This is a genomic window from Xanthomonas translucens pv. undulosa (assembly GCF_017301775.1).
In the GTDB taxonomy this organism is placed as follows: Bacteria; Pseudomonadota; Gammaproteobacteria; order Xanthomonadales; family Xanthomonadaceae; genus Xanthomonas_A; species Xanthomonas_A translucens.
Genome location: NZ_CP063993.1, coordinates 4301871 through 4326996, shown reverse-complemented (window position 1 = coordinate 4326996; position 25126 = coordinate 4301871). Strand labels below are relative to the sequence as shown.

The following is a 25126-nucleotide window of genomic DNA, read 5'->3' as shown; positions in this document are numbered from 1 at the left end:
TCAGTCGAAGGCGAACGGCTCCGGGTGTGCGGCGAACAGGCGCCGCGACACTTCACGCTCCGTGGTCTCGATATCGCCGATGAAGCCTTCGGCGTCGCCGAGCTTGGAGAACGCGTCGAAACCGCGTTCCAGGAACCCCTGCAGCTCCGACAGTCCCGCCGCCTTGGCCGGGCCGCGCGCGAAGCGCAGCAGCATGCGCACGCCCGGGGTGTGCACCGCAGTGGCCAGGCCCAGGCCGACGCTGGCGATCAGGTCGATCTGGTGCAGGCGCAGGCGGCGCAGGCCGGTGTGCCGGTAAGCCTCGGCGTACAACGCCTCGTCCAGGCGCTTGCGGCGTGACGCCAGCGCGTGCAACGCTTCGGCCATGCGCAGATCCAGCGCGTGGGTCAGCACGCCCAGTTCGATGCCGTCGGCGACCGTGTTCAGCAGCGTGGCCGGCATCAGCCGCTGCATCATCGGCAGCACCTTGACGATGTCGGCATCGCGCCGGCTGAAGTCGCGGTCGCCATAAACGTCGGTCAGGAAGAACATCGCCGCCGGGCGCCGCTGCGGGTCTTCCAGGAAGTGCTCGAAGCTACGCTCCAGCCGCTGCGTCTGCCAGCGCCGCAGCTCCTGCAGCCAGCGCAGCGCGTTGCGCGGCTCGCGCGCCGGATCGTGCACGGCCTGATGCCACGCCAAACGGCGGCCAAGTCGTTCCAGGACGGGATTGCTGCGCGCCATGGGCGCCGATGATGCTGGTCGCCGGACGTGACCGCAAGCATCATGCCGCTCGGCTACACTCCGACCAACGCCCTTCGCGGACCGCGCATGCTTTCCCTCCACAGCGCCTCGCCACGCCCCCGTTCCCACGGCCGCATCGGCTTGGCCATCGCCGGCGGCGGCCCGATCGGCGGCATGTACGGACTCGGCGCGCTGCGCGCGCTGGACGAGGCCCTGGACGGACTCGACCTGACCCGGCTGGACTGCTACGTCGGGGTCAGTTCCGGTGCGTTCCTGACCGCCGGCCTGGCCAATCGCATCAGCAGCGCCGAGATCTGCAGGATCTTCGTCACCGGCAACAGCGACGATGCGCGTTTCCGGCCCGAGGATTTCCTGCGCCCCAACGTCTACGAATACCTGCGCCGCGCCGCGACCCTGCCCAAGCTCGCCTACGGCTGGTGGCACGACCTGCTGACCGAGCCGCGCAAGACCCGCTGGTCGGACCTGATCACCCGCTTTGGCGGGCTGGTGCCCAGCGGCCTGTTCGACAACGCCGGGGTCGAGCGCTTCATGCAGGACGTGTTCAGCCGGCGCGGCCGCAGCAACGATTTCCGCGCGCTGGACACCGATCTTTTCGTGGTCGCGGTGGACCTGGACAGCGGCCGCACCGTGCGTTTCGGCGAACCAGGCATGGACCAGGTGCCGATCTCGCTGGCAGTGCAGGCCAGCGCCGCGCTGCCGGGTCTGTATCCGCCGGTGGAGATCGACGGCCGCCACTACGTCGACGGCGCGCTGCGGCGCACGATGCACGCCTCCACCCTGCTGGAGCGCGGCATCGACCTGATGATCGGGATCAATCCGCTGGTACCCTACGACGCCACCCACGCGCCGCGCTGCAACGGCCAGATCGACCGCGCGCGGCTGCTCAGCGGCGGCCTGCCGGCGGTGCTGTCGCAGACCTTCCGCACCCTGCTGCAATCGCGCATGCAGGTCGGGCTGGAGAAGTACGCACAGCAATACCCGCGCGTGGACCAGCTGGTATTCGAGCCCAATGCCGACAACAGCGAACTGTTCTTCACCAATCTGTTCAGCTATTCAGCGCGCCACCGCGTCTGCCAATTGGCCTATCGCAACACCCTGGCCGACCTGCGCCGCAACGCCGAGGTGCTGGAACCGATGCTGGCCGCGCACGGCATCGCCCTGCGCCACGAGATCCTCAACGATCGCCAGCGCACCTTCACCGACGGGGTGGACGTGCAGCAAGGGCGCACCACCGAAGCCACCGCCCGCCTGCGCCGCGCGCTCGACGACGTCGATCAGGTCATCTCCCGGCGCCGCGCCAGCCGCCGCACCCGGCGCGCGCCGCCGCTTTCCACCGACTGAGGCGCCGGCGCTGGTGTGATTGCTCTAACCAACGCCGTGAGTCTCGCATCCAGCCCCCCAACCGCCGAAGGAACCGCATCGTCATGGCCACTCTGAAGAAATCCGCACGCAAGAAGAAGACCGCCGCCGCCAGCGACGAGGGCCTGCAGGCGCAGGCGGAAAAGCTGTCCAGGCGCCTGGGCGAATCGGCGCAACAGGTGTGGTTGGCCGGGGTCGGCGCGTTCGGCCGCGCCCAGGCCGAAGGCGGCAAGCTGTTCGAAACCCTGGTCAAGGAAGGCCTGACCCTGGAGCAAAGCACGCGCAAGCTGGCCGGCGGCGGCGTCGATGCGGTGCGCGACGTGGTGGAGAACCGGGTCGGCCAGGCGCGCGAACGCGCCGCCGATACCTGGGACCGGCTGGAGAAGGTGTTCGAGGACCGGGTGCAACGCGCATTGCGCAGGCTGGAAGTGCCAAGCCGCGAAGACCTCGGCACGCTGGTCGATCGCGTAGACGCTTTGAATGCCGAACTGCGCAACCTGGGCAGCGGTCGTCGTGCACGCCAGGCGCCGGCCAAAGGGCCGGCAGCCAGAAAGGCGGCAAAGACCGCCACACCCAAGTCCCGCCCGACCAGGCAGGCAGCGCCGGCGCGACGCCGTGCCGGTCCGGTCGTGGCCAGCGCCACGCCCGCGCCGAAACGCGCCAGCCGCAAGCGCACCGCGGCGCAGACGCCCGCTGAATAAGGTTTTGTTGCAAAGCAGCAGGTTTTTTCCGAAAATTGGGACGGACCCGCCAGTCCATCTGAAGACCGTTTGCTCCCCTCCCCTCTCGGCTTCGAACTGGCGGGTCTTTTTCTGTCCGCCGTTCCCCGCTGTCGCCTTGCCGGCGCTGTGACACGCTGGCGATAAACTGGCGTCATCGAATAGCGTTACGCGGGTGCGAGCATGTTTTCCTGGATAGTGGCAACGGTCTTGGCAGTGGCCGCATGGCTCGCTGCCACGCTCTATCTGTGGGTGGTCCGGCGCCGCGAGAACGAGACCACCGCCGGGCTGAATGCTCTGGCCGGACTGCATTGGCGCGATTTTTCGCGCATGGTGCGGCGCGCGATGCGCGAGCAACGCGACCTGCACGACGCGGTGGCCGACGAGGACGTGTCCAAGGAACCGCAGAGCGACTTCGTGATGACCCGCGGCGACGCGCGCTGGCTGTTGTCGTGCAAGCACGGTCGCGCCTACCGGATCGGCTCGGCCGCGGTCAACGAACTGGGAGCGGCGGCACGGCTGATGGGTGCGCAGGGCGGCATCCTGGTCACAGAGGGCAAGGTGCAGCGCGACGGCATCGCGGCGGCGGAAAAACAGTCGGTGGAAATCCTCGACGGCCAACGCATCTGGCCGATGCTCAAGCGCTACCTGCCGAGCGAACTGGAGGACGGGGTGATCGGCGCCAGCCGCCGCCGCGCGCAGCGGCACACCGCGATCGCCGCACTGGCCGTGCTGACCCTGGGCCTGCTGAGGGGACTGGGCGGACTGGCGCTGCAGCAGCGCAGCGCCGACGCGGCATCCGTCGCGGCGCTCCCTGCCCCCGCCCAACCCAAGCCGGCAGCAGCGCCGCCCGCGCCAAGCACCTTGTCCGCCGCTGCGACAGCGCCGTCAGCTACCCCCGTGGCCGAGGCCGAACCGGCCGCCAACGCCGCACCCGACCCCGCCACCGAGGCCGCCTATCGGCAGTCGGTATCCAAGGCCCTGGCCAAGACGCCCGGCGTGATCCGCGGCATCTGGCAGACCCAGATGACGCTGGTGATCGACCGCCGCGGCGACGACGCGCAGGTCTGGCCGCGGATCTGCAAGGAAGTGGAACGCTATCCCTCGCTGCGCACCGCGCGCATCCAGCTCAATCCGCGCCCCGACCGCGACGAGCCGGTGCGTTGGCGGCAATGTAGGACGTTTTGAGTCGGGACTCGGGACTCGTAAAAGCGGATTGTCCGTCGAGTGCCGATACCCGGCCGGCAAATCGAGCCGCTGTCGCTTTTACGAGTCCCGAGTCCCGCGTCCCGGCCTCACCAATGCACCCCCCGCATCAACGCCGCGAACGCGATCTGCTCCTGGCTGGGCTTGGCCTCGCGTAGCGCCTTGCGGTCGCCCTTGGCCGCGGCCGAGTCCGGGAACAGTTCGAAGGCGGTGTTCATCACCACCTCATAGGCCTTCGGCGCCACCGCGTTGACCAGCGCGGCGAAGATGCCCAGCCGCGTCGCCACCCGGCTCGGGCGCTCGATGATGGCCTTGACCATCAGATCGGCGGCTTCTTCCACGCTCAGTGTCGGCACGCTGTCGTACATCTTGGTCGGCGCGATCATCGGCGTCTTCACCAGCGGCATGTTGACCGTGGTGAAGCTGATGCCCTTGCCCGACAGCTCGCCCTGCGCGCAGCGGCTCCATGCGTCCAGCGCCGCCTTCGACGCCACGTAGGCGGAAAACCGCGGCGAATTGGCCAGCACGCCGATCGAGCTGACATTGATGATGTGACCCTTGCGCCGCCCGGTCATGCCCGGCAGCACGCCCATGATCAGGCGCAGGCTGCCGAAGTAGTTCAGCTGCATGGTGCGCTCGAAATCGTGGAAGCGGTCGTAGCTGAGTTCGATCGAGCGGCGGATCGAGCGGCCGGCGTTGTTGATCAGCACATCGACATGGCCGTGCGCTTCGAGCACGGTCTTGAGCAGCGCATCGCAGCCGGCCAGGTCGGACAGGTCGGCGGTGTAGGCGAACACCTTGCCGCCCCTGGCGTTCATCGCATCGCGTGCGGCGAACAGCTCCTGCTCGCCGCGGGCGACGATGATGGTGGTGGCGCCGGCTTCGGCCACGCGCTGCGCGGTGGCCAGGCCGATGCCCGAGGAACCGCCGGTGATCAGCACCACCTTGCCGCGCACCTTGCCCTTCAGCGTGCGGTCCACGAACAGGTCCGGATCCAGGTGCCGTTCCCAGTGGTCCCACAGGCGCCAGGCGTAGTCTTCCAGCCGCGGCACGGCGATGCCGCTGCCTTTCAGCGCGCGCTCGGTCTCGCGGCTGTCGAAGCGGGTGGGATAGGTGATGAACTTCAGCACCTCGCGTGGGATGCGGAAATCGCGCAGCAGCATGCCGATGAAGCGGCGGATCGGCGGCAGCCCGCCGACCGCGGCGCGGATCCCCGCCGGCACGAACGCGAACATCCGCGCGTCCACCCGCAAGGTCATCTCCGGCGCGTGGCCGGCGCGGCAGAACGCGTTGAGCACCTCGCCCACGCGCAGTGGCTCCGGATCGGTGAGGTGGAAGGTATGGCCGTCGAGCTTGGGCTTGTGCGCGATGTGGTCCATCGCATCGGCGACGAAATTCACCGGCACCAGGTTGATACGCCCGCCCTCGATGCCGAGCATCGGCGCCCAAGGCGGCAGCAGCTGGCGCAGCTTCTTGATCAGCGGGAAGAAGTAGTACGGCCCGTCGATTTTGTCGATCGCGCCCGTGCGCGAATTGCCGACCACCATGCCCGGGCGGTAGATGCGCCACTTGATCCGGGTCTCCGCGCGCACCAGCGCCTCGGCATCGTGCTTGGTGCGCAGGTAGGGATCGTCCAGCCCTTCGGCCTCTTCGAACATGTCCTCGCGAAAGATGCCCGGATACATCCCGGCCACCGCGATCGAGCTGGTGTGGTGGAAGATGCCGGCACCGATCTGCGCCGCCAGCTCCAGCGCGTTGCGGGTACCGTCGAGATTGGCCACGCGCTGCGCCTCGGCCTTGGCGGTGAGGTCGTACAGCGCGGCCAGATGGAAGACGTGCTTGACCTTGCCGTGCAGCGCCTTGCGTTGCGCGGCGTCCAGACCGCAACAGTCGGCGCCGACATCGCCGTGCAGCACGACCAGGCGCTTGGCGTCCCAACCCTGCTCGCGCACCAGCGCATCGAACTTGCGTTGCGACTCCTTGCGCACCAGGACGTGGACGAGGCCTTTGCGCCGCATCAGGTTGGCCATCAGATAACGGCCGATGAAACCGGTGGCGCCCGTAACGAAATACGTCATGCCGAACCATTCCTCGTGCTGCGGCCGCGGCCCCGCGCCTCGTCCTGGGCGCTAACTTGCCAGAGTGCGGCAGGCAGGACAAACGCACGCGGCGGTATGGCGCGCGGCGCGGGCCATGTGGCGGCGCAGCACCGGACAGCGCCGATCGACGCGGCGCGCGATGCTCAGCGTGCGCCCGGCGAGAATCGCGCCACCAGGTCGTAGGTGTCGCCGAGGAACACCTGGCGCACGAAGGTCACGGCCTGCTCGCCGCGCCAGGTCTGCCGGTCGATCAGCAGGCAGGCGGTGCCGGCCGCCACCTGCAAACGCGCCGCCTGCGCGGGGTTGGCGCCGACCGCACTGATGCGATGCTCGGCGCGGGTCCACGGCACGTGCTGCAGCAGCCAGCTGCCGGGCACGACGACCGCGAAATCCATCTGCAGCGCTTCCGGCACCGCCACCGGATTGATCACCCGCTCCTCCAGCGCGAACGGGCGCCTGTCGGCGAAATGCAGGCAGTGCAGCGACAGCAGCGTGCCGGCGGCGGCGACCTCGGCCTCCTGCGGCAACGCGGCGCGCGGCGTGCGCTGGCGCCGTTCGATCAATTCGAAACGGTAGGCATGGCCGCGCGCGGCGACCTCGACCGGAATGTCGGGGATCTCCAGCGCCACCTGCTCCATGTGCGGATGCGGCCGCGCCACGAACGAGCCGGCGCGGCGGCGGCGCTCGATCATGCCGGCGTCGGCCAGCATCGCCAGCACCTTGTTGACCGTCATCCGCGAGCAGGCGTACTGCGCCATCAGCGCGTGCTCGGAAGGAATGCGATGGCCCGGCGGCCACTCGCCACTGCGGATATGCCCTTCGATGTCGCGGCGGATGCGGTGGTTGAGCGTCGCCGCGGGCCGGGCCTGGTTCATCGGCGCTCCCGCGCGACGGCATGGCGCAGACGAATCATGCGTCCAGCAGCGCGGTCAGCGCGCGCGCATAGTCCGCGGCAATCGCCTCGCGGCGAGGATGGCGGCCGTCGCGCACCAGCGCGCGGCCGTTGCGCCAGACCGAGCGCACCGCGCCGCGCCGCGCGGCGAAGATCCAGCTGTCGAGCCAGGCATCGCCGTTGCGCGCGCACAGCGCCGGATGCGCCGGATCCAGTTCGACCAGATCGGCCGGCGCGCCCACCTGCAGGCCCTGCACCACGCCCAGCGCCTGCGCCGCGCCGTGCGCGGCGGACCGGAACAGGAAACCGCCGCTGGATTGCGCGGCGTCGCCGGCGAGCACATTGCGCCCGCGCAGTTGCAGGCGCTGACCGTATTCGAGCAGGCGCAATTCCTCGGCCGCATCGATCAGCACATTGGAATCGGAGCCGACGCCGAAGCGCCCGCCGGCAGCGACGAATGCGCGCATCGGGAACAGCCCATCGCCGAGATTGGCCTCGGTGATCGGGCACAGGCCGACCACCGCGCCGCTGGCGGCGATCGCCTGCACTTCGGCGGCATCGACATGGGTGGCGTGGACCAGGCACCAGCGCGCATCCACCGGCGCATGCGCCAGCAGCCATTGCACCGGCCGCTGCCCGCTCCAAGCCAGGCAGGCCTCGACCTCGCGGGTCTGCTCGGCGATGTGGATGTGCACCGGGCCATCGCACAGCGGCAGCAGCGCGGTCAGTTCGTCCGGGGTCGCCGCGCGCAGGCTGTGCGGGGCGATACCGAGCACCGCATCGTCGAGGCCGCGCAGCGCGCGGCGGCTGCCGTCGAGCAGTGCGGCATAGCCGTCCAGGTCGTGGATCAGGCGCTGCTGCGCCGGGTTCGGCGCGGCGCCGCCGAAATCGGCATGCGCGTAGAACACCGGCAGCAGGGTCAGGCCGATGCCGCTGGCCTGCGCGGCGGCGGCCAGGCGCTGCGCCATCTCCGCGCGGTCGGCATATGGCCGGCCATTGGCGGCGTGGTGCAGGTAATGGAATTCGCCGACCCGGGTGAAGCCGGCCTCGAGCATCTCCACGTACGCCTGTTCGGCGATGGCCTGCATGCTGTCCGGGTCCAGCCGCTGCAGGAAGCGGTACATCAGCTCGCGCCAGCTCCAGAAACTGTCGCCGCTGCGGCCGCCGACCTCGGTCAGCCCGGCCATGCCGCGCTGGAAGGCGTGGCTGTGCAGGTTGCCCAGCCCGGGCACGGCAATCGCCAACGTGTGGTCGCCGGATACCGCTGCCACGCCGGACTGCACCGCGGCGATGCGCCCGCCGCGGACCTCGACCCGCACATCGCGCGCCCAGCCCTCCGGCAGCAGCGCCTGCGCGCACCAGAAACCGCTCGCCTGCTCATTCCCGCCCACCTGTTGCTGCGCCAGGGTCTGCACTGGACACCCTCCGTCGACCACAATATTGTATATACAAAATAACCGACGAGCCCGCCCGTGACCATGCCCTGCGACACGCTCTGGCACAACGCCCACCTGATGACCCTGGACGCCGAGGATGGCGGCCTGGGCCTGGTCCGCGACGGCGTGGTCGCCTGCCGCGATGGCCGCATCGTCTATGCCGGCGCGGCCGCGGCGCTGCCAGCACCGCTGGCCGCGCAACGCAGCGTCGATTGCGGCGGGCGCTGGATCGGTCCGGGCCTGATCGACTGCCATACCCACCTGGTCTACGCCGGCAATCGCGCCGGCGAGTTCGAACAGCGCCTGCTCGGCGCCAGCTATGCCGACATCGCCCGCGCCGGCGGCGGCATCGTCGCCACCGTGCGCGCCACCCGCGCCGCCGACGAGGCCGCGCTGCTCGCCGCCAGCCTGCCGCGGCTGGATGCGCTGCTGGCCGAAGGCGTGACCACGGTGGAGATCAAGTCGGGCTACGGACTGACCCTGGACGACGAACTGCGCATGCTGCGCGTGGCGCGGCGCCTGAGCGAACTGCGCCCGGTCGCGGTGTCGCCTACCTTCCTCGGCGCGCACGCGGTGCCGCCGGGCGCCGACGCGCAGGCCTACATCGACGAGGTCTGCGAACGGATGATTCCCACGGTCGCCGCGCAAGGCCTGGCCGAGGCGGTGGACGTGTTCTGCGAGCACCTGGCCTTCACCCTCGCGCAGACCGAGCAGGTGTTCCAGGCCGCGCAGCGGCATAGCCTGGCGCTGAAGATCCACGCCGAGCAGTTGTCCAACCAGGGCGGCGCGGCGCTGGCGGCACGCTACGGCGCGCGCTCGGCCGACCACGTCGAGTACCTGGACGACGCCGGGATCGCGGCGATGGCGGCCGCCGGCACCGTCGCGGTGCTGTTGCCGGGCGCGTTCTACTTCACCCGCGACACCCAGCTGCCGCCGATCGCCGCACTGCGCGCCGCCGGCGTGCCGCGCGCGCTGGCCACCGACTGCAATCCCGGCACCTCGCCGCTGACCAGCCCGCTGCTGGCGATGAATCTGGCGGCGACGCTGTTCCGCATGAGCGTGGCCGAATGCATCGCCGGCTTCACCCGCGAGGCGGCACGCGCGCTTGGACGCTACGAACAGGTCGGCAGGCTGCGCGCCGGGCTGCACTGCGACCTGGCGATCTGGGACATCGAACAACCGGCCGAACTGGTCTACCGCATGGGCTTCAACCCGCTGCATGCGCGCATCTGGAGGGGACAATGAGCAACGAGATCGTGCTGCGCCCGGGCGCGGTGAGCCTAGCGCAGTGGCGCGCCGTGTATCGCGGCGCCGGCGTGCGCCTGGATCCCGGCTGCGCCGAAGCGGTGCTGCGCAGCGCGCAGACGGTGGAAGCGATCGTCGCCAAGGGCGCGCCGGTGTACGGCATCAACACCGGCTTCGGCAAGCTGGCCAGCGTGCGTATCGAGCGCGAGGACCTGGACACCTTGCAGCGCAATATCGTGCTGTCGCATGCGGCCGGGGTCGGCGAGCCGATGCCGGTGCCGGTGGTGCGGCTGATGCTGGCGCTGAAGCTGGCCAGCCTGGCGCAAGGGGCCTCCGGCGTGCGTCCGGCTACGCTCGCGCTGCTGGAAGCGCTGCTGCAGCACGACGTGGTGCCGGTGGTGCCGTGCCAGGGCTCGGTCGGCGCGTCCGGCGATCTGGCGCCGCTGGCGCATCTGGCCACGGTGATGATCGGCGTCGGCGAAGCCTTCGTCGGCGACCAGCGCCTGCCGGCCGCGCAGGCGCTGGCGCAGGCCGGGCTGCAGCCGCTGGCGCTGGGCGCCAAGGAAGGCCTGGCGCTGCTCAACGGCACCCAGTTCTCCACCGCCTACGCGTTGGCAGGGCTGTTCGAGATCGAACGCGTGTTCCACGCCGCGCTGGTCGCCGGCGCGTTGTCCACCGAAGCGGCCAAGGGCTCGGACACGCCGTTCGATCCGCGCATCCACGCGCTGCGCGGCCAGCACGGGCAGATCGCCACCGCCGCTGCGTTGCGCGAACTGATGCACGGCTCGGCGATCCGCGATTCGCACCGCGACAACGATGTGCGCGTGCAGGATCCGTACTGCCTGCGCTGCCAGCCGCAGGTGATGGGCGCGGCGCTGGACGTGATGCGCCAGGCCGCGACCACGCTGGCGATCGAGGCCAACGGTGTGTCCGACAATCCGCTGGTGTTCAGCGACACCGGCGAGGCGCTGTCCGGCGGCAACTTCCACGCCGAGCCGGTGGCCTTCGCCGCCGACATGCTGGCGCTGGCGATCTGCGAGATCGGTTCGATCAGCGAGCGCCGCGTGGCCATGCTGGTGGATCCGGCGCTGTCCGGGCTGCCGGCGTTCCTGACTCCCAAGCCGGGGCTCAATTCCGGCTTCATGATCCAGCAGGTCACCGCCGCGGCGCTGGTGTCGGAGAACAAGCAGCGCGCCTACCCGGCCAGCGTCGATTCGATCCCGACCTCGGCCAACCAGGAAGACCACGTGTCGATGGCCGCGCACGGCGCACGCCGCCTGCTGGCGATGGCCGAGAACGCGGCCAACGTGGTCGGCATCGAACTGCTGGCCGCCGCGCAGGGCTGCGACTTCCACGCGCCGCTGACCTCCAGCACCGCATTGGAAGCGGCACGCGCGCTGCTGCGCGCGCAGGTGCCGGCGCTGCAGGACGACCGCTATTTCCATCCGGACATGCTCGCCGCCACGGCACTGGTGCGTGCTGGCGCGCTGGCGGCGGCGGTCGATATGTCCCTGCCCGATGCAACGTCCGGATCATGACCCCTGTAGGGGCTTCAGCCGCGACCGGGCGTCACCGGTAATGCCCGGTCGCGGCTGAAGCCGCTCCTACAGAAAGCACGCAAAACGCGAGGCCTTATGACGTCCCTCCCCGACTGGCTCACCCTCCATCGTGGCGACGCGCCGCTGATCGTCAGCTTTCCGCACACCGGCACCGAGTTGCCGGCAGCGCTGGCCGATCGCTTCGTCTCGCCATGGCTGGCGCAACGCGATGCCGACTGGTGGGTGGACCAGTTGTACGCCTTCGCCGCCGCGCTCGGCGCCACCACCGTGCGCACCGCGATCTCGCGTTCGGTCATCGACGTCAATCGCGATCCCGGCGGCACCTCGCTGTATCCCGGGCAGAACACCACCGGCTTGTGCCCGCTGACCACCTTCGACGCGCAACCGCTGTATCGCCCCGGCGCCGCGCCGGACGCGGACGAGATCGCCGCGCGCCGCGCGCGCTGGTTCGATCCCTACCATGCCGCGCTCGACGCGGAGATCGAGCGCCTGCGCGCGCGTCATCCGGCCATCGTGGTCTACGACGCGCATTCGATCCGCTCGCGCATCCCGCACCTGTTCGACGGCGAACTGCCGCAGTTCAACATCGGCAGCGCCGGCCCATCAGGCGCGAACGACACCAGTTGCGCCGCGGCGCTGACCGATGCGGTCGAACGGGTCTGCGCCGGTAGCGGCTCCAGCCACGTGCGTAACGGCCGCTTCAAGGGCGGCTGGAGCACGCGCCACCACGCCGCACCTCGGCGCGGCGTGCATGCAATCCAGATGGAACTGGCTTGCCGCGGCTACATACACGAACCAGACGAGGTGACACCGGACAACTGGCCCTCGCCGTGGCAACCGGACTACGCCGCGCCGCTGCGTGCGGTGCTGCAACAGGTGCTGCAGGCGTGCCTGGACTTCGCCCGCGACAGCGCGCATTCCTCGCCAGCCGCCGCACCGCCCTCCACGAACGTTTGACGCTGCGAATCCTTCGCAAACCTCCGCACCTGCATGTGCGGACTCTTCAAATCAAGGAATCCGCATGACCCGCCTCGACCCCACCCGCACCATCCACGCGCCCACCGGCAGCACCCTCAGCTGCAAGAGCTGGCTGACCGAAGCGCCGCTGCGCATGCTGATGAACAACCTGCATCCGGACGTAGCCGAGCGCCCGCAGGAACTGGTGGTGTACGGCGGCATCGGCCGCGCCGCGCGCGACTGGGAATCCTTCGATGCGATCGTGGCCGCGCTCAGGCGCCTGGACGACGACCAGACCCTGCTGGTGCAGTCCGGCAAGCCGGTCGGCGTGTTCCGCACCCACGCCGATGCGCCGCGCGTGCTGATCGCCAATTCCAACCTGGTGCCGCGCTGGGCCACCTGGGACCACTTCAACGAACTGGATAAGAAAGGCCTGGCGATGTACGGGCAGATGACCGCCGGCAGCTGGATCTACATCGGCGCGCAAGGCATCGTGCAAGGCACCTACGAGACCTTCGTGGAAATGGGCCGCCAGCACTACAACGGCAGCCTGGCCGGCAAGTGGCTGTTCACCGGCGGCCTCGGCGGCATGGGCGGCGCGCAGCCGCTGGCCGCGGTGATGGCCGGCGCCTCGTGCCTGGCGGTGGAATGCCGCAAGAGCAGCATCGAGATGCGCCTGCGCACAGGCTATCTGGACACCTGGACCGACGACCTGGACGAAGCGCTGCGCCTGATCGAGGAATCGTGCACGGCGAAGAAGCCGCTGTCGGTCGGCCTGCTCGGCAACGTCGCCGACGTGCTGGACGAACTGCTGGTGCGTGGGGTCAAGCCGGACCTGTTGACCGACCAGACCTCCGCACACGACCCGGTCAACGGTTACCTGCCGCAGGGCTGGAGCGTCGAGCAGTGGGACGCAAAGCGCGCGAGCGCGCCGAAGGAGGTGGAAGCCGCCGCGCGCGATTCGATGGCCAACCACATCCGCGCCATGCTCGCCTTCCATGCGCTGGGCGTGCCGACCGTGGACTACGGCAACAACCTGCGACAGATGGCGCTGGAAGAAGGCGTCGAGAATGCCTTCGACTTCCCCGGCTTCGTACCCGCCTACATCCGCCCGCTGTTCTGCCGCGGCATCGGCCCGTTCCGCTGGGCGGCGCTGAGCGGCGATCCGGAGGACATCGCCAAGACCGATGCCAAGGTCAAGGAACTGATCCCGGACAACCCGCACCTGCACCGCTGGCTGGACATGGCCGCCGAGAAGATCAAGTTCCAGGGCCTGCCGGCGCGCATCTGCTGGGTCGGCCTGGGCGATCGCGACCGCCTGGGGCTGGCGTTCAACGCGATGGTGGCCAACGGCGAACTGAAGGCGCCGGTGGTGATCGGCCGCGACCATCTGGATTCGGGCAGCGTCGCCTCGCCCAACCGCGAGACCGAAGCGATGGCCGACGGCTCCGACGCCGTGTCCGACTGGCCGCTGCTCAACGCCCTGCTCAACACCGCCAGCGGCGCCACCTGGGTCTCGCTGCACCACGGCGGCGGCGTCGGCATGGGCTTCTCCCAGCACGCTGGCATGGTCATCGTCTGCGACGGCAGCGAGACGGCGGCCAAGCGCATCGCGCGCGTGCTGTGGAACGACCCGGCCAGCGGCGTGATGCGGCATGCCGATGCCGGCTACCCCATCGCGATCGACTGCGCCAGGGAAAAGGGACTGGATCTGCCGGGCATCCTGGGCTGAGGCCGCTGCCTGGCGCAAGCGGCCAATCGTGACGGGCGGCCGGCACAGCGTCCGTCGTGGACCCGATCTGCGCCGATGCCGCGCGGGCGAATCGACTGCATCGGAGCCAGCGCCAACGCATCGGCGTGCAGGCCCATGCACACGCAGCACGACCGCCGTCACGCATCGCCATCGTCGCGCTCAAGTTCGCCGGCACAGTGCCGAAAATACAGGCAACGTCTCAAGGAGCCTTCATGGGCGTCCTGATCTACTTGGTTCCTGCCATCGGACTCTGGGCGCTCACCGCCTCGGTTCTAGCCTGGGTGTTTTTCGACCGTCTGCGCCGCGAACAACAGGAACAGGCCAGCGCGCAGGACGCCATTGAGCGCTACCAGGCCGCGCTGTCGCAGCTGAAGGCGCGGGCGGCGGCCGGCGCGCGCGAATTGGAGACGCTGCAACAGGCCTATGCCGGCCTGCGGCAGACACTGGAAGCGCAGACATTGGAAGCGCAGACACTGGAAGAGACGCAGGAACCGCACGCAGCGCAGGAAGCCATGGAACGGCCCACGGTGCCGATCCTGGTGATGGAGCGCCTGGACATTTCCGCCGAGATCGGCACGCTGCTCGCGCACGTGGCGCGAGTGGCCAGGAGCATCCGCCGCTACAGCGCCTACAGCCGCGGCCACAACGCGCCGGAGTCGAGCAGCGCGCGCTACGACCTGCACTGGCTGTCCGACTGCCTGCACAGCATGGACGAGATCGGCCACGCCTTGACCAGGGGCAACGTGGATACCCTGACCGCCGCCTGCACCGAACTGCTGTCGATGTACGAGCAGTACCTGAAGGACGGCTCCGGCTACAACAGCCGCGACACCTTCCAGCGCCTGAGCAGCCACGTCCCGCTCGCCGACGTGACCGACGCCATCCGCTCGATCGCGGCCAAGGCCTCGCTGGCCGGGCAGGCGCAGACGCAGGCCGGCGAGCCCGCGCACGCGGCATCCCTGGCCTGACCCAGGCCCGCGCGCTACCTGCGCACGCGGCAATGCCGCCAGGCCGGGCCGCCATGCCGCAGCGTTGACCGGGCCGGTCGCGCGTGCTGTGATGCGTTCCGATCAGGGCGGGAGCAGCAGCATGGCGGACATCAAGGCGGCCTTCGAGAAAGCGGCCAAGGACATCAGGCAGCGCGAGGAACGTCCCGACAACGACACCTTGCTGCGCCTGTATGCGCTGTACAAACAGGGCGCGGAAGGCGATGTCGCCGGCGCCAAGCCCGGCTTCTTCGATTTCGTCGGCACCGCCAAATACGAGGCCTGGGCCAAGCTCAAGGGCATGCCGCAGGCCGAGGCGCAGAAGAAGTACGTGGACCTGGTGAAGAAGCTGCTGGCCTGATGGCGCGCGATACACGACAGCGCATCCTCGACACCGCGCTGGCGATGTTCAACGCGCAGGGCGAGCCTCACGTCACCACCAACCATATCGCCGACGAGCTGGAGATCAGCCCCGGCAATCTGTATTACCACTTCCGCAACAAGGACGACATCATCGAGCACCTGTTCGCGCGCTACGAGGAGCACATGGACGCGGCGCTGGAGTTGCCGAGCGCGCGCCTGCCCGGGCTGGAGGACATCTGGCTGCAACTGCACCTGGTGTTCGAGTGCATCTGGGACTACCGCTTCCTGTACCGCGACCTGATCGAGATCCTCAGCCGCAGCCGGCGCCTGCGCCTGCGCTTCGCGCGCATCCTGCGCCGCGCCGACGACAGCACCCAGGCGGTGTTCCAGGGCCTGGCGCAGGCCGGGGCGCTGCGCGCCACCGCGCAGGAACTGGGCGGCATCTCCACCAATGTGCTGGTGGTGGCAACGTTCTGGCTCAACTACGCCGCCGCGCGCGGCGAGAAGGACGAACAACTGGCGATCCGCCACGGCATCGTGCAGGTGATGCGGCTGATCAGCCCGTTCCTGCGCGAGGCCGAGCGCGCGCATCTGACCACGCTGATGCAGGCCTATCTGGACTGAGCCGGCGCGGCTGCACGCGCTGATCCGACCCTGGACATCGAACGGCTGCGCCCCTGGCTGGACACGATCCCGGCGATCTACCGCGGCGACGCCGATGGTCGCGACGAGCGCAGCGGCGGGCCTTCGGGCTTCGGACGTTGTCGCGGCTGAAGCCGCCCCTACACGGCCTGCGGATCGCCTGCTGGGTGCACTGTAGATACCGTCTTCCTCCCTAACAGACAAGGGTCTTTTGAGGATCGAAGGGCGTGCGTGATTTGAGCACGCCGTAGGCGATGTGCAGCAGCTTGCGCATGGCGGCGCAGATGATCTGCTTGTTGGCCTTGCCACGCTCGCGCATGCGCTGCTTCAGCGCACGGACGACTGGGTTGTGGGTCATGGCGACCAAGGCCGGCAGGAACAGGCCGGCGCGCAGGCGCGGGGAGCCGGTGCGGGAGATGCAGACCTGGCCCTGACGCTTGCCGGACTCCTGCAGCCGGGGGTTGAGCCCGGCAAAGGCGGTCACTGCCGAGGCATGGGCGAAGCGCTCCACATTGCCCAGTTCCGCCAGCATCAACGCCGCGCTGGTGCCGGCGATCCCGTCGATGCTCACCAGCAGTTCGCGCTGCCCACGCAAGGTGGGGTCCTGATCGATCTGGTCGTCGATGGCCCGTTCGATCTGCGCGATGCGCGCCTGCAACTGGCCGATGTTCTCCAGGAGCGAGTCGCGCACCACCAGTGCTGCGACGTCTAAGCGGTTGCGCTCCATCTGCAGCATCTGCAACAGGTCGTCCCGGCGCCGCACCAGCGCCTTGAGCCGCTTGAGCGCCGGCGGATCGGGCTGCCAGGGCCGCAGCTGGGCCGCATGGCGCTGGCCGTAGCTGGCGATCAGCTTGGCATCGCTGCGGTCGGTCTTGACCCGGGTTAGCTGGCTGCGTGCATACAGCGCCATCTGCGCCGGATTGAGCACGCACACGCGGTATCCCAACCCATACACGAACTCGGCCAGGGCCTCGTGGTAGGTGCCGGTGGCTTCCATCACGATCCAGCTGTCCGCCTGCGCATGGGTTTGCAGCCACGTCTGCAGGATCTGAAAGCCCTTCGGATCGTTGGGGAGCTTGGCCTTGGTGCGGTACTTGCTGTTGGCCAGGTCGATAGCCAGGTCGAAACTGCGTTTGGCGACGTCGATGCCGACGACTGGGGACATGAGCGATTCCTCCATCGTGGGGTGAACACGATCATCGCTGCGCCCGGTCCTGCCTTGTGGATGCGAGTTCACGCCAGCGGCGGACTCTGGATACCGTACGGACATCGTGGGCCAGCAAACGGAGGGCGGGAGCCGATCTACAGCACAAGCTCGAAGCTTCAGGAGCGACTGGACTTCCGGCACCTCCTCCGATGATCAGTCGGAAGACATAACGCCGTAGGGGCCCTATGTCCAGATACAAGGAGCGGCTTCAGCCGCGACAGAATCCAGCACACGACACTCGGATCGCGGTGCCGGCACCCGAAGCGCTCCCACATCCGGCGGCAACGCCGTTCGCTGTCACTGCGAACGTGCGCTGCGCTTCGCCACGCGGCGCGGCGCAGCGGTCTTCTTGGTCGCGCGCTTGGCGGGTTTGGTCGCCGCCGGACGCTTGCGCGGCGTGGCGCGCGGCGTGGGCTGCAGGCCGAGCTTGACCAACACCGGCTGCAGCCGCGCCTCGACCTCGGCGCTGAGCGGTTGCACCTGGCCGCGCAGCGCCGCGGCGCCTTCGCGCACGCTGCTTTCGGCGTCGTCGGCCAGCTGCGCCACCAGCGCCTTCAGCGTATTCGCGCCGCTGGCGGCATCGGCCGCGGCCGCCTGCGCGCGCTTGCGGGTCAGCGACAGCAGGCCCAGGCCGGCCAGCCACAGGTGCCGCGGCGCCAGGGTTTCGGGCCGGGGTGCGGAAGTTGAACGCTTCTTGGTCGCCATCGCAGGTCTCCTTGGATGCCGACACCGGCACCGATGCGACGCATGCTGGCGGCAGCGGCTTGAGCAAACACACTATCCGCAGCGACGCTTGCCAGGCGGCCATGGCGGCGCCATGCTCGCTGCGAACTCCAGGGAGGCCAGGCATGGCAGCGACACCGACCGCATGGGCACCGTTTCCGTATGACGCCAAGGCCTACGCCTATCCGGGCGAAGCATTGAAGAAGGCCTGGCCCAAGCTGCACGCCGGCGACCGCGAGCCTTACCCCGACCTGGCGCGCGCGCAGGCCATGCTCGCCGCAGCGGGCAAGGCTGCAAAGGGCCACGCTGCGGACACGCTGTCGGCCGCATTGATCGAGGCCTGGCGCGCCTTCCACCAGGGCCAGTTCCAGCAGGCCTACGGCGCCGGGCAGGCCCTGGGCGTGTTCGGCGCGTCGGTCGCGGTCAAGGCGCTGGGCATCCACGCCAGCTACCTGGTCGAGGACGACAAGCAAAAACTACAGCGTCTGCAGCAAGCCGCGACGCTGGCCGAGGCGGCGATCGCCGCACTGCCGGACGAGGCCAACAGCCATTACCGCCACGCCTTCGCGCTGGGCCGTTACAGCCAGGGCCTGAGCATCGTCAAGGCGCTCAAGCAAGGCATCGCCGGCAAGGTGCGGCAATCGCTGGAGACCGCGCTGGAGCTGGAACCCAAGCACGCCGAGGCGCACATGGCGCTGGCGCTGTACCACGCCGAGATCATCGGCAAGGTCGGCGCGATGATCGGCGGGCTGACCTACGGCGCCAAGGCCGCGACCGCCGAACAGCACATCCAGCAGGCGCTGAAGCTGACCCCGGATGCGCCGATCGCGCATGTCGAATACGCCAACGTGCTGTTGCTGCTGCACGGCGACAAGCGCGAGGACGACGCCGCCGGCGCATTCGAGAAAGCGGCCAAGCTCAAGCCGCGCGACGCGATGGAAGCCCTGGACGCGGCGTTCGCGCGCGCGCAGTTGGAGTAGCCGCTGCCGCAGGGCCATGCATGTGCGGCTGTTTCCTTCTCCCATCGGGACCATGGCCCCCTTTTCGGGGGAAGGCGGCGCCCAGGGCCGGATGAGGGTATGGGCGCAGCCTCGTGCACCCAAACTCCGCGAGACGCTTTGCGCCGTACTCTCACCCCGCGCTGGAAACGACGACGCCGACGTTGCGCCGGCGTCATCTACCGCTCTCGCTTGCGCGATCAGTTTTCCGGCGGCAACTCGCTGACGGCCTCGACGCTGCCGTCTTCGCCCACGATCGGCTCGGCCGGCTCTTCCTCGACCAGCGACCCGTCCAGGCGCTCCACCGCCTGCAACTTCTCGCCCTTGGACAGGCGGATCAGGGTCACGCCCTGGGTATTGCGGCCGACGCGGGAGATTTCCGAGGCGCGGGTGCGTACCAGGGTGCCACCATCGGAGATCAGCAGCACTTCGTCCCTGGTGCTCAGCAGCACCGCGCCGACCAGCTTGCCGTTGCGCTCGCTGGTCTGGATGCCGATCACGCCCTGCGTACCGCGGCCCTTGCGCGGGTACTCGGCCAGCGGGGTGCGCTTGCCGTAGCCGTTCTCGGTGGCGGTGAGGATGTAGGCATCGGGCTCGTCGCCGTTGCGCACCACGACCTCGGCATCGGCGTCCACCTCCAGTGCCGGCTCCACGTCCTCGGCATCCTCGTCCTGGCCCTCGGCCGGCTCGGCCACGATCAGGCTGACCACGTATTCGCTCCTGGCCAGGCGGATGCCGCGTACGCCGCGGCTGCTGCGGCCGGTCGGCTTGACCCCGCCACGGCTCTTGCGGCGCGGGCTGCGCGCGTCGTCGCCGTCTTCCACCGCCTCGGCCAGCACGACGTCGTCGTCGCCCGCCCCTTCTTCGATGGCGCCGTCCTCGGCTTCATCGTCCTTGGGTCGTTCCGAGAAACGCACGGTCTTGCCGTTGGACGCGAACAGCAGCACGTCGCGCTCGCCATCGGTCAGCGCCACGCCGACCAGGGCGTCGCCCTCGTCGAGGTTGATCGCGATCTTGCCGGCCTTGCGCTGGAACGCGAAGTCGCTGAGCGGGGTCTTCTTGACCATGCCGTTGCGGGTGGCGAAGAACACATAGCGGCCGCCGGCATAGTCGCGCACCGGCAGCACCGCCTGCACGCGCTCGCCGTTCTCCAGCGGGATCCAGTTGATGATCGGGCGGCCGCGCGCGTTCGGGCCGGCCTCCGGCAACTGATACACCGGCAGCGCGAACACCTTGCCGCTGCTGGTGAAGGTCAGCAGCGTGTCGTGGGTGTTGACCAGCCACAGCTGGTCGATGAAATCCTCTTCCTTGGTCGCCGCCGCACTGCGGCCACGGCCGCCACGGCGCTGCGCACGGTAGGCGCTGACCGGCTGGCGCTTGGCGTAGCCGGCGTGCGACAGCGTCACCACCACGTCTTCCGGCGCGATCAGGTCGAGGATGTCGAGGTCCTCCTCGCTGTGGCGGATCTCGGTGCGGCGCGCATCGCCGTATTCCTCGCGGATGCTGAGCAGTTCCTCGCGGATCAGCTGCAGCAGCACGTCGGGGTTTTCCAGGATCCGGATCAGGCCGGCGATCGCGTCCAGCAGTTGCTTGTATTCCTCGGTCAGGCGCTCCTGCTCCAGCCCGGTCAGGCGGTGCAGGCGCATTTCCAGGATCTGCGTGGCCTGCACTTCGGTCAGCTGGTAGCCGTCGGCGAGCAGGCCGACGCCGGCCGGCAGGTCTTCCGGCTGCGAGGCATCGGCGCCGGCGGCGCCGAGCAGCGCGCCGACCAGGCCCGCGTCCCAGCGCTTGGCCAGCATGCGCTCGCGTGCTTCGGTCGGGTTGGCCGAGGTCTTGATCAGCTCGATCATCTCGTCGATGTTGGCGAGCGCGACGGTCAGGCCTTCGAGGATGTGCGCGCGCGCGCGCGCCTTGCGCAGCTCGAAGATGGTGCGGCGGGTGACCACTTCGCGGCGGTGGCGGACGAACGCCTCCAGCATCTGCTTGAGGTTCATCAGCTGCGGGCGGCCATCGACCAGCGCCACCATGTTGATGCCGAACACCGACTCCATCTGGGTCTGCTGGTACAGGTTGTTCAGCACCACATCGGCGGCTTCGCCGCGCTTGATCTCGATGTAGATGCGCATGCCGTCCTTGTCGGACTCGTCGCGCAGTTCGCTGATGCCTTCGAGCTTCTTTTCCTTGACCAGCTCGGCGATCTTCTCGATCAGCCGCGCCTTGTTGACCTGGTACGGGATCTCGTTGACCACGATCGCTTCGCGGCCGTTGTCCTGGATCTCGATCTCGGCCTTGGCGCGCATGCGCACGCGGCCGCGGCCGGTGCGGTAGCCGGCGACGATGCCGCTGGTGCCGTTGACGATGCCGGCGGTGGGGAAATCCGGGCCAGGGATGTATTCCATCAGCCCGTCCACATCGATCTGCGGATTGTCGATCAGCGCGATGCAGGCGTTGATCGTCTCGGTCAGGTTGTGCGGCGGGATGTTGGTCGCCATGCCCACCGCGATGCCGGCCGAACCGTTGACCAGCAGGTTCGGGAACCGGGTCGGCATGACCGTCGGCTCCAGTTCCTTCTCGTCGTAGTTGGGCTGGAAATCGACGGTTTCCTTGTCGATGTCGGCCATCAGCTCGTGGGTGAGCCGCGACATGCGCGCCTCGGTGTAGCGCATGGCCGCCGCGGAGTCGCCGTCGACCGAGCCGAAGTTGCCCTGCCCGTCCACCAGCAGATAGCGCAGCGAGAACGGCTGCGCCATGCGCACCAGCGTGTCGTACACCGACTGGTCGCCGTGCGGGTGGTACTTGCCGATGACGTCGCCGACGATACGCGCCGACTTGTAATAGGGCTTGTTGCTGTGCGCGCCCAACTCGTTCATCGCGAACAACACGCGGCGATGCACCGGCTTGAGGCCGTCGCGCGCATCCGGGAGGGCACGCCCCACGATCACGCTCATCGCGTAATCGAGGTAGCTCTTGCGCATCTCGTCTTCCAGGTTGACCTGGATGATTTCCTTGGCGGATTCTGCCATTCGGGTTCCGTAAGTCTGGTGGCTAATCGACCAGGACGCCGGCCCGCGGCAAGCGGGCCTGCCGGCACCGAAAATCTACGGCGCGCGGCGGTCGATCGAACCGCCGGATTCTATCATGACAGGCGTGCGAATGCCCGGTTTTTGCCGGCCCGAACAAGCACTTGCGTGGATTTGCGGGGCCGTGCTGGGCGTTCGGCACGGTTGCCGCGGCTCAGCCGCCGAACGCGGCGCGCATGCGCTCGGGATCCGGCCGCTCGATCACCCCGCGCTCGGTGACGATGGCATCGATCAGCGCGGCCGGGGTCACGTCGAACACCGGGTTCCAGGCGGCGATGCCCTCGGCCACGGTGCGCATCCCGCCCAGCCCGAACAACTCGCCCGGGTCGCGCTGCTCGATCTCGATCTGCGCGCCGTCGGCGGTCTCCATGTCCACCGTGGACCATGGCGCCACCACCATGAACCTGACCCCGTGGTGGCGCGCGGCGATCGCCAGCTGGTAGGTGCCGATCTTGTTGGCGGTGTCGCCATTGGCGCAAATGCGGTCGGCGCCGACGATCACCCACTGCACCACCCCGGTCTTCATCAGGTGCGCGGCCGCCGAATCGGCGATCAGGGTCGCGTCGATGCCGTCCTGCTGCAGTTCCCACACGGTCAGCCGCGCACCCTGCAGCCACGGCCGGGTCTCGCCGGCGAACACCTTGGCGATGCGGCCCTGGGCCATGCCGGCGCGGATCACGCCCAGCGCGGTGCCGAAGCCGGCGGTGGCCAGCGAGCCGGTATTGCAATGGGTCAGCACGCCGCTGCCGGGCGCGATCAGGGCCGCGCCGAGCACGCCCATGTGGCGATTGGCGGCCAGGTCTTCCTCCGCGATCGCCTGCGCCTGCCGCGCGATCGCCTCGCGCCAGTCGGCGCCGGCCGCCGCCAGCGTGTTGCGCATGCGCATCAGCGCCCAGGCCAGGTTGACCGCGGTCGGTCGCGCCGCATTGAGCCGCTGCAGCGCCGGTTCCAGCCTGGCCAGCGCCTGTGCGCCGTCGTCGGCCTGCACCGCGCGCGCGGCCAGCACCACGCCCCAGCCGGCGGCGATGCCGATCGCCGGTGCGCCGCGCACCGCCAGGGTGTGGATCGCGTCGGCGACCTGGTCGCTGTCGGTGCATTGCAGGTGCTCGACCACAAACGGCAGCTTGCGCTGGTCCAGCAGTTCCAGCGCCTCGCCGGTCCACAGGATCGGGCGGATGTGGTCGTAGCGGGCGTAATCGATATCGAGGGCGGCGTTCATCGGTCTATTGTAAACGGCGCGGGATTCTTGAGGATGACCAGCCATCCGGCGGTGGGAAAGCGCGGATTCGCAAATGCGACGGCGGCGGCGCCATGGAACGGCCGGACCTGCAGGCCGCGCTCAGTTGACGCTGAATTCCGCGCGACAGCCCTTGTCCACCCAGATGCCGTCGCGGTCCCAGCCCCAGCTGTCGTCCTGTACGCAGGCGGTGCCGGACAGCTGCCGGCGCAACTGCACGCCGTTGCGGACGCTGACCCCGCAGCGCCGCAGCGAACGGCCCTTGGACTCGCACAGCACCGGGCGCGCGCCGACCGGGAAGCCGGACCCGTCGCTGGCGCCGATCTCGAACTCGCCGCGGCAGCCGCGCGACACCCAGATCTCGTTGCGGCGCACGCCCCAGCTGCGTTCTTCGCGGCACGGCACCGAGGACAGCTGGCGCATCAGCCGCACCGGCGCGCCACGCAGCATCACCGAGCAGCTTTCGAGCCGGCCGTCGGATTCGCAACGCAACACGCGGCGCATCGCGTTGCGCGAGGGCTCGGGCGGATTGGAACGGAATTCGGCGCGGCAGCCCAGCGTCACCCACACCCCGGTGCTGTCCGAGCCCCATTCGCTGCCGCGGATACAGTCGTTGTCGGACAGTTGCCGGACCAGTTCCACGCCCCGCTCGGTCGGCATCGGACAATGCACCCAGCTCATGTCGCGCGATTCGCAGCGCACCACCGCCGCGTCGTAACCGTCCGGCACCTGCGCAAGCGCCTTCGCCGGACACGCGGAAACCGCCAATCCCAACCACCACCAGCCACCGAGCCGATACGACCACTTCATGCTTGGCTCTGCCTCTGTGCGTAGAACCTGAACAACGGAAGACGACACCATCGACATGTCGCGCCGAGCGCATGCTGGGCTGGATCAAACCATCATCGATGTCGACAAAGCAAGAACATGCTACACGAACCCGGTGCGGGTTCAGGCTCGCGCGAAATCGTAGGCGAGCACATCGCCGATCGACGCGGTGCCGTGCATCGCCATCAGCAGACGATCCACGCCGACGGCGACGCCGGCGCAATCGGGCAGCGCCGGCAAGGCATGCAGCAAATGCTCGTCCAGCGGCGGCAGCAGCGCGCCGCGCTCGCGGCGCAGCGCGTGATCGTGCAGGAAGCGGCGGCGCTGTTCGGCGGCATCGTTGAGTTCGTGGTAACCGTTGGCCAGTTCGTAGCCGCCCAGGTACAGCTCGAAGCGCTCGGCCATGGGCGGGTGCTCGTCGCGGATGCGCGCCAGCGCGCACTGCGTGGCCGGCCAGTCGTGAACCACGGTGATGCGGTCGGCCGGGAACGCCGGTTGCACGCGATGGGTCATCAGCAGGTCGAGCCAGTCGTCGCGGCTCAGCCCCGCCGCGTCGATACGCACGTCGCGCAACGGCTGTTGCAGCGCGTGCAACGGCGCAAGCAACGGATCCATGCCCAGGGTATCTAGGAACAGCTGCCGGTAGGTGACCACGTGCAACGTGGCCGTGCGCGCGACCAGCGCCAGCGCCTCGCGCACCAGCGCCACGGTCTCGTCCACCAGTTGCAGATGATTCCAGCCGACCCGGTACCACTCGAGCATGGTGAACTCGGGATTGTGGCGGCCGCCGGCCTCGCCGTTGCGGAACACCCGGCCCAGTTCGTAGCAGTCGCCGACGCCGGCGGCCAGCAGCCGTTTCAGCGGATATTCGGGCGAGGTGCGCAGCCAGCGCAGCGCCGGGCCGGCATCGACGTGGCCGCTGAAACGGGTCTGAAAACTGTCGATGTTGGGTTCGGTGTTGCCGGCCGCCGACAGCATCGGGGTCTCCACCTCGAGCACGTCGCGCGCGGCGAAGAAGGCGCGGATGCGCGCGTTGAGCGCGGCGCGCAGGCGCAGTGCCGCGATATCCACGGCGTTATTCATCGCGGCGATCCGC

21 protein-coding genes are annotated in these 25126 nt (G+C 69.1%); 11 read left to right on the top strand and 10 right to left on the bottom strand.

Features of this window, described 5'->3' with window-relative positions:
- Complete coding sequence (locus ISN38_RS18455) at positions 1-720, bottom strand: DUF8198 family protein (protein ID WP_004425972.1); 720 nt, start codon at positions 718-720, stop codon at positions 1-3.
- Positions 721-807: 87 nt separating this feature from the next.
- Between ISN38_RS18455 and ISN38_RS18450 the strand changes: the two genes are divergently transcribed.
- The 3 genes from ISN38_RS18450 (at position 808) to ISN38_RS18440 (ending at position 4007) form a co-directional block, all read left to right on the top strand.
- Positions 808-2082, top strand: a complete 1275-nt coding sequence (locus tag ISN38_RS18450) for a patatin-like phospholipase family protein (protein WP_038237550.1) — start codon at positions 808-810, stop codon at positions 2080-2082.
- Positions 2083-2165: 83 nt separating this feature from the next.
- Positions 2166-2801, top strand: a complete 636-nt coding sequence (locus ISN38_RS18445) for a phasin family protein (RefSeq protein WP_003473848.1) — start codon at positions 2166-2168, stop codon at positions 2799-2801.
- A 201-nt stretch (positions 2802-3002) separates the two neighbouring features.
- A complete protein-coding gene (locus tag ISN38_RS18440; protein WP_206711958.1) occupies positions 3003-4007 on the top strand; it encodes a restriction endonuclease in 1005 nt (334 codons plus the stop codon).
- Between the two features lie 107 nt (positions 4008-4114).
- Here the strand turns inward: ISN38_RS18440 and ISN38_RS18435 are convergent, their stop codons facing one another.
- From ISN38_RS18435 to ISN38_RS18425, 3 genes are all read right to left on the bottom strand, one after another.
- The gene (locus ISN38_RS18435) at positions 4115-6103 is read right to left on the bottom strand and encodes an SDR family oxidoreductase (RefSeq protein ID WP_004425978.1); all 1989 of its coding nucleotides are present in this window, start codon (positions 6101-6103) and stop codon (positions 4115-4117) included.
- Positions 6104-6267: 164 nt separating this feature from the next.
- Positions 6268-6999: a histidine utilization transcriptional repressor HutC gene (gene hutC / locus ISN38_RS18430; protein WP_004425979.1), complete on the bottom strand. Its 732-nt coding sequence runs from the start codon at positions 6997-6999 to the stop codon at positions 6268-6270.
- Positions 7000-7033: 34 nt separating this feature from the next.
- A complete protein-coding gene (locus ISN38_RS18425; protein ID WP_004425980.1) occupies positions 7034-8431 on the bottom strand; it encodes a formimidoylglutamate deiminase in 1398 nt (465 codons plus the stop codon).
- 63 nt (positions 8432-8494) lie between these two features.
- On the opposite strand from ISN38_RS18425, the gene hutI reads away from it, so the two are divergent.
- The 7 genes from hutI (at position 8495) to ISN38_RS18390 (ending at position 15939) form a co-directional block, all read left to right on the top strand.
- Positions 8495-9697, top strand: coding sequence for an imidazolonepropionase (gene hutI / locus ISN38_RS18420; protein ID WP_004425981.1), 1203 nt, complete (start codon positions 8495-8497; stop codon positions 9695-9697).
- Positions 9694-11235, top strand: coding sequence for a histidine ammonia-lyase (gene hutH, locus ISN38_RS18415; RefSeq protein WP_004425982.1), 1542 nt, complete (start codon positions 9694-9696; stop codon positions 11233-11235). Before hutI ends, hutH begins: the two co-directional genes overlap by 4 nt.
- A gap of 96 nt (positions 11236-11331) precedes the next feature.
- Positions 11332-12213, top strand: coding sequence for an N-formylglutamate deformylase (gene hutG, locus ISN38_RS18410; protein WP_206711957.1), 882 nt, complete (start codon positions 11332-11334; stop codon positions 12211-12213).
- Positions 12214-12277: 64 nt separating this feature from the next.
- Positions 12278-13945 (top strand): urocanate hydratase, encoded by a 1668-nt coding sequence (hutU, locus tag ISN38_RS18405; protein ID WP_004425984.1) that lies wholly within the window; start codon positions 12278-12280, stop codon positions 13943-13945.
- A 233-nt stretch (positions 13946-14178) separates the two neighbouring features.
- Positions 14179-14934, top strand: coding sequence for a hypothetical protein (locus ISN38_RS18400; RefSeq protein WP_047325011.1), 756 nt, complete (start codon positions 14179-14181; stop codon positions 14932-14934).
- A gap of 121 nt (positions 14935-15055) precedes the next feature.
- Positions 15056-15313 carry an acyl-CoA-binding protein gene (locus tag ISN38_RS18395; RefSeq protein WP_039009703.1) on the top strand — a complete coding sequence of 86 codons (258 nt, stop codon included), beginning with the start codon at positions 15056-15058 and terminating at the stop codon, positions 15311-15313.
- Positions 15313-15939: a TetR/AcrR family transcriptional regulator gene (locus ISN38_RS18390; protein ID WP_058362653.1), complete on the top strand. Its 627-nt coding sequence runs from the start codon at positions 15313-15315 to the stop codon at positions 15937-15939. The genes ISN38_RS18395 and ISN38_RS18390 overlap by 1 nt, the downstream gene beginning before the upstream one ends.
- 211 nt (positions 15940-16150) lie before the next feature.
- Here the strand turns inward: ISN38_RS18390 and ISN38_RS18385 are convergent, their stop codons facing one another.
- Together ISN38_RS18385 and ISN38_RS18380 are read right to left on the bottom strand one after the other, a co-directional pair.
- Positions 16151-17122, bottom strand: coding sequence for an IS110 family RNA-guided transposase (locus ISN38_RS18385; RefSeq protein ID WP_047324345.1), 972 nt, complete (start codon positions 17120-17122; stop codon positions 16151-16153).
- A 339-nt stretch (positions 17123-17461) separates the two neighbouring features.
- Positions 17462-17869 (bottom strand): hypothetical protein, encoded by a 408-nt coding sequence (locus tag ISN38_RS18380; RefSeq protein WP_003473808.1) that lies wholly within the window; start codon positions 17867-17869, stop codon positions 17462-17464.
- A 143-nt stretch (positions 17870-18012) separates the two neighbouring features.
- Here ISN38_RS18380 and ISN38_RS18375 point away from each other — a divergent pair, with 143 nt between their 5' ends.
- Positions 18013-18867, top strand: a complete 855-nt coding sequence (locus ISN38_RS18375) for a tetratricopeptide repeat protein (RefSeq protein ID WP_004425993.1) — start codon at positions 18013-18015, stop codon at positions 18865-18867.
- Between the two features lie 218 nt (positions 18868-19085).
- Here ISN38_RS18375 and gyrA read toward each other — a convergent pair whose 3' ends face one another.
- From gyrA to epmA, 4 genes are all read right to left on the bottom strand, one after another.
- Entirely contained in the window at positions 19086-21908 is a 2823-nt protein-coding gene (gyrA, locus tag ISN38_RS18370; RefSeq protein ID WP_004425995.1) for a DNA gyrase subunit A, read from the bottom strand.
- Positions 21909-22119: 211 nt separating this feature from the next.
- The gene (gene mtnA, locus ISN38_RS18365) at positions 22120-23184 is read right to left on the bottom strand and encodes an S-methyl-5-thioribose-1-phosphate isomerase (RefSeq protein WP_058358642.1); all 1065 of its coding nucleotides are present in this window, start codon (positions 23182-23184) and stop codon (positions 22120-22122) included.
- Between the two features lie 120 nt (positions 23185-23304).
- A complete protein-coding gene (locus ISN38_RS18360; protein WP_038237548.1) occupies positions 23305-24012 on the bottom strand; it encodes a DUF3011 domain-containing protein in 708 nt (235 codons plus the stop codon).
- 141 nt (positions 24013-24153) lie between these two features.
- Positions 24154-25113, bottom strand: coding sequence for an EF-P lysine aminoacylase EpmA (epmA, locus tag ISN38_RS18355; protein WP_004425998.1), 960 nt, complete (start codon positions 25111-25113; stop codon positions 24154-24156).
- Positions 25114-25126: the final 13 nt, after the last annotated feature.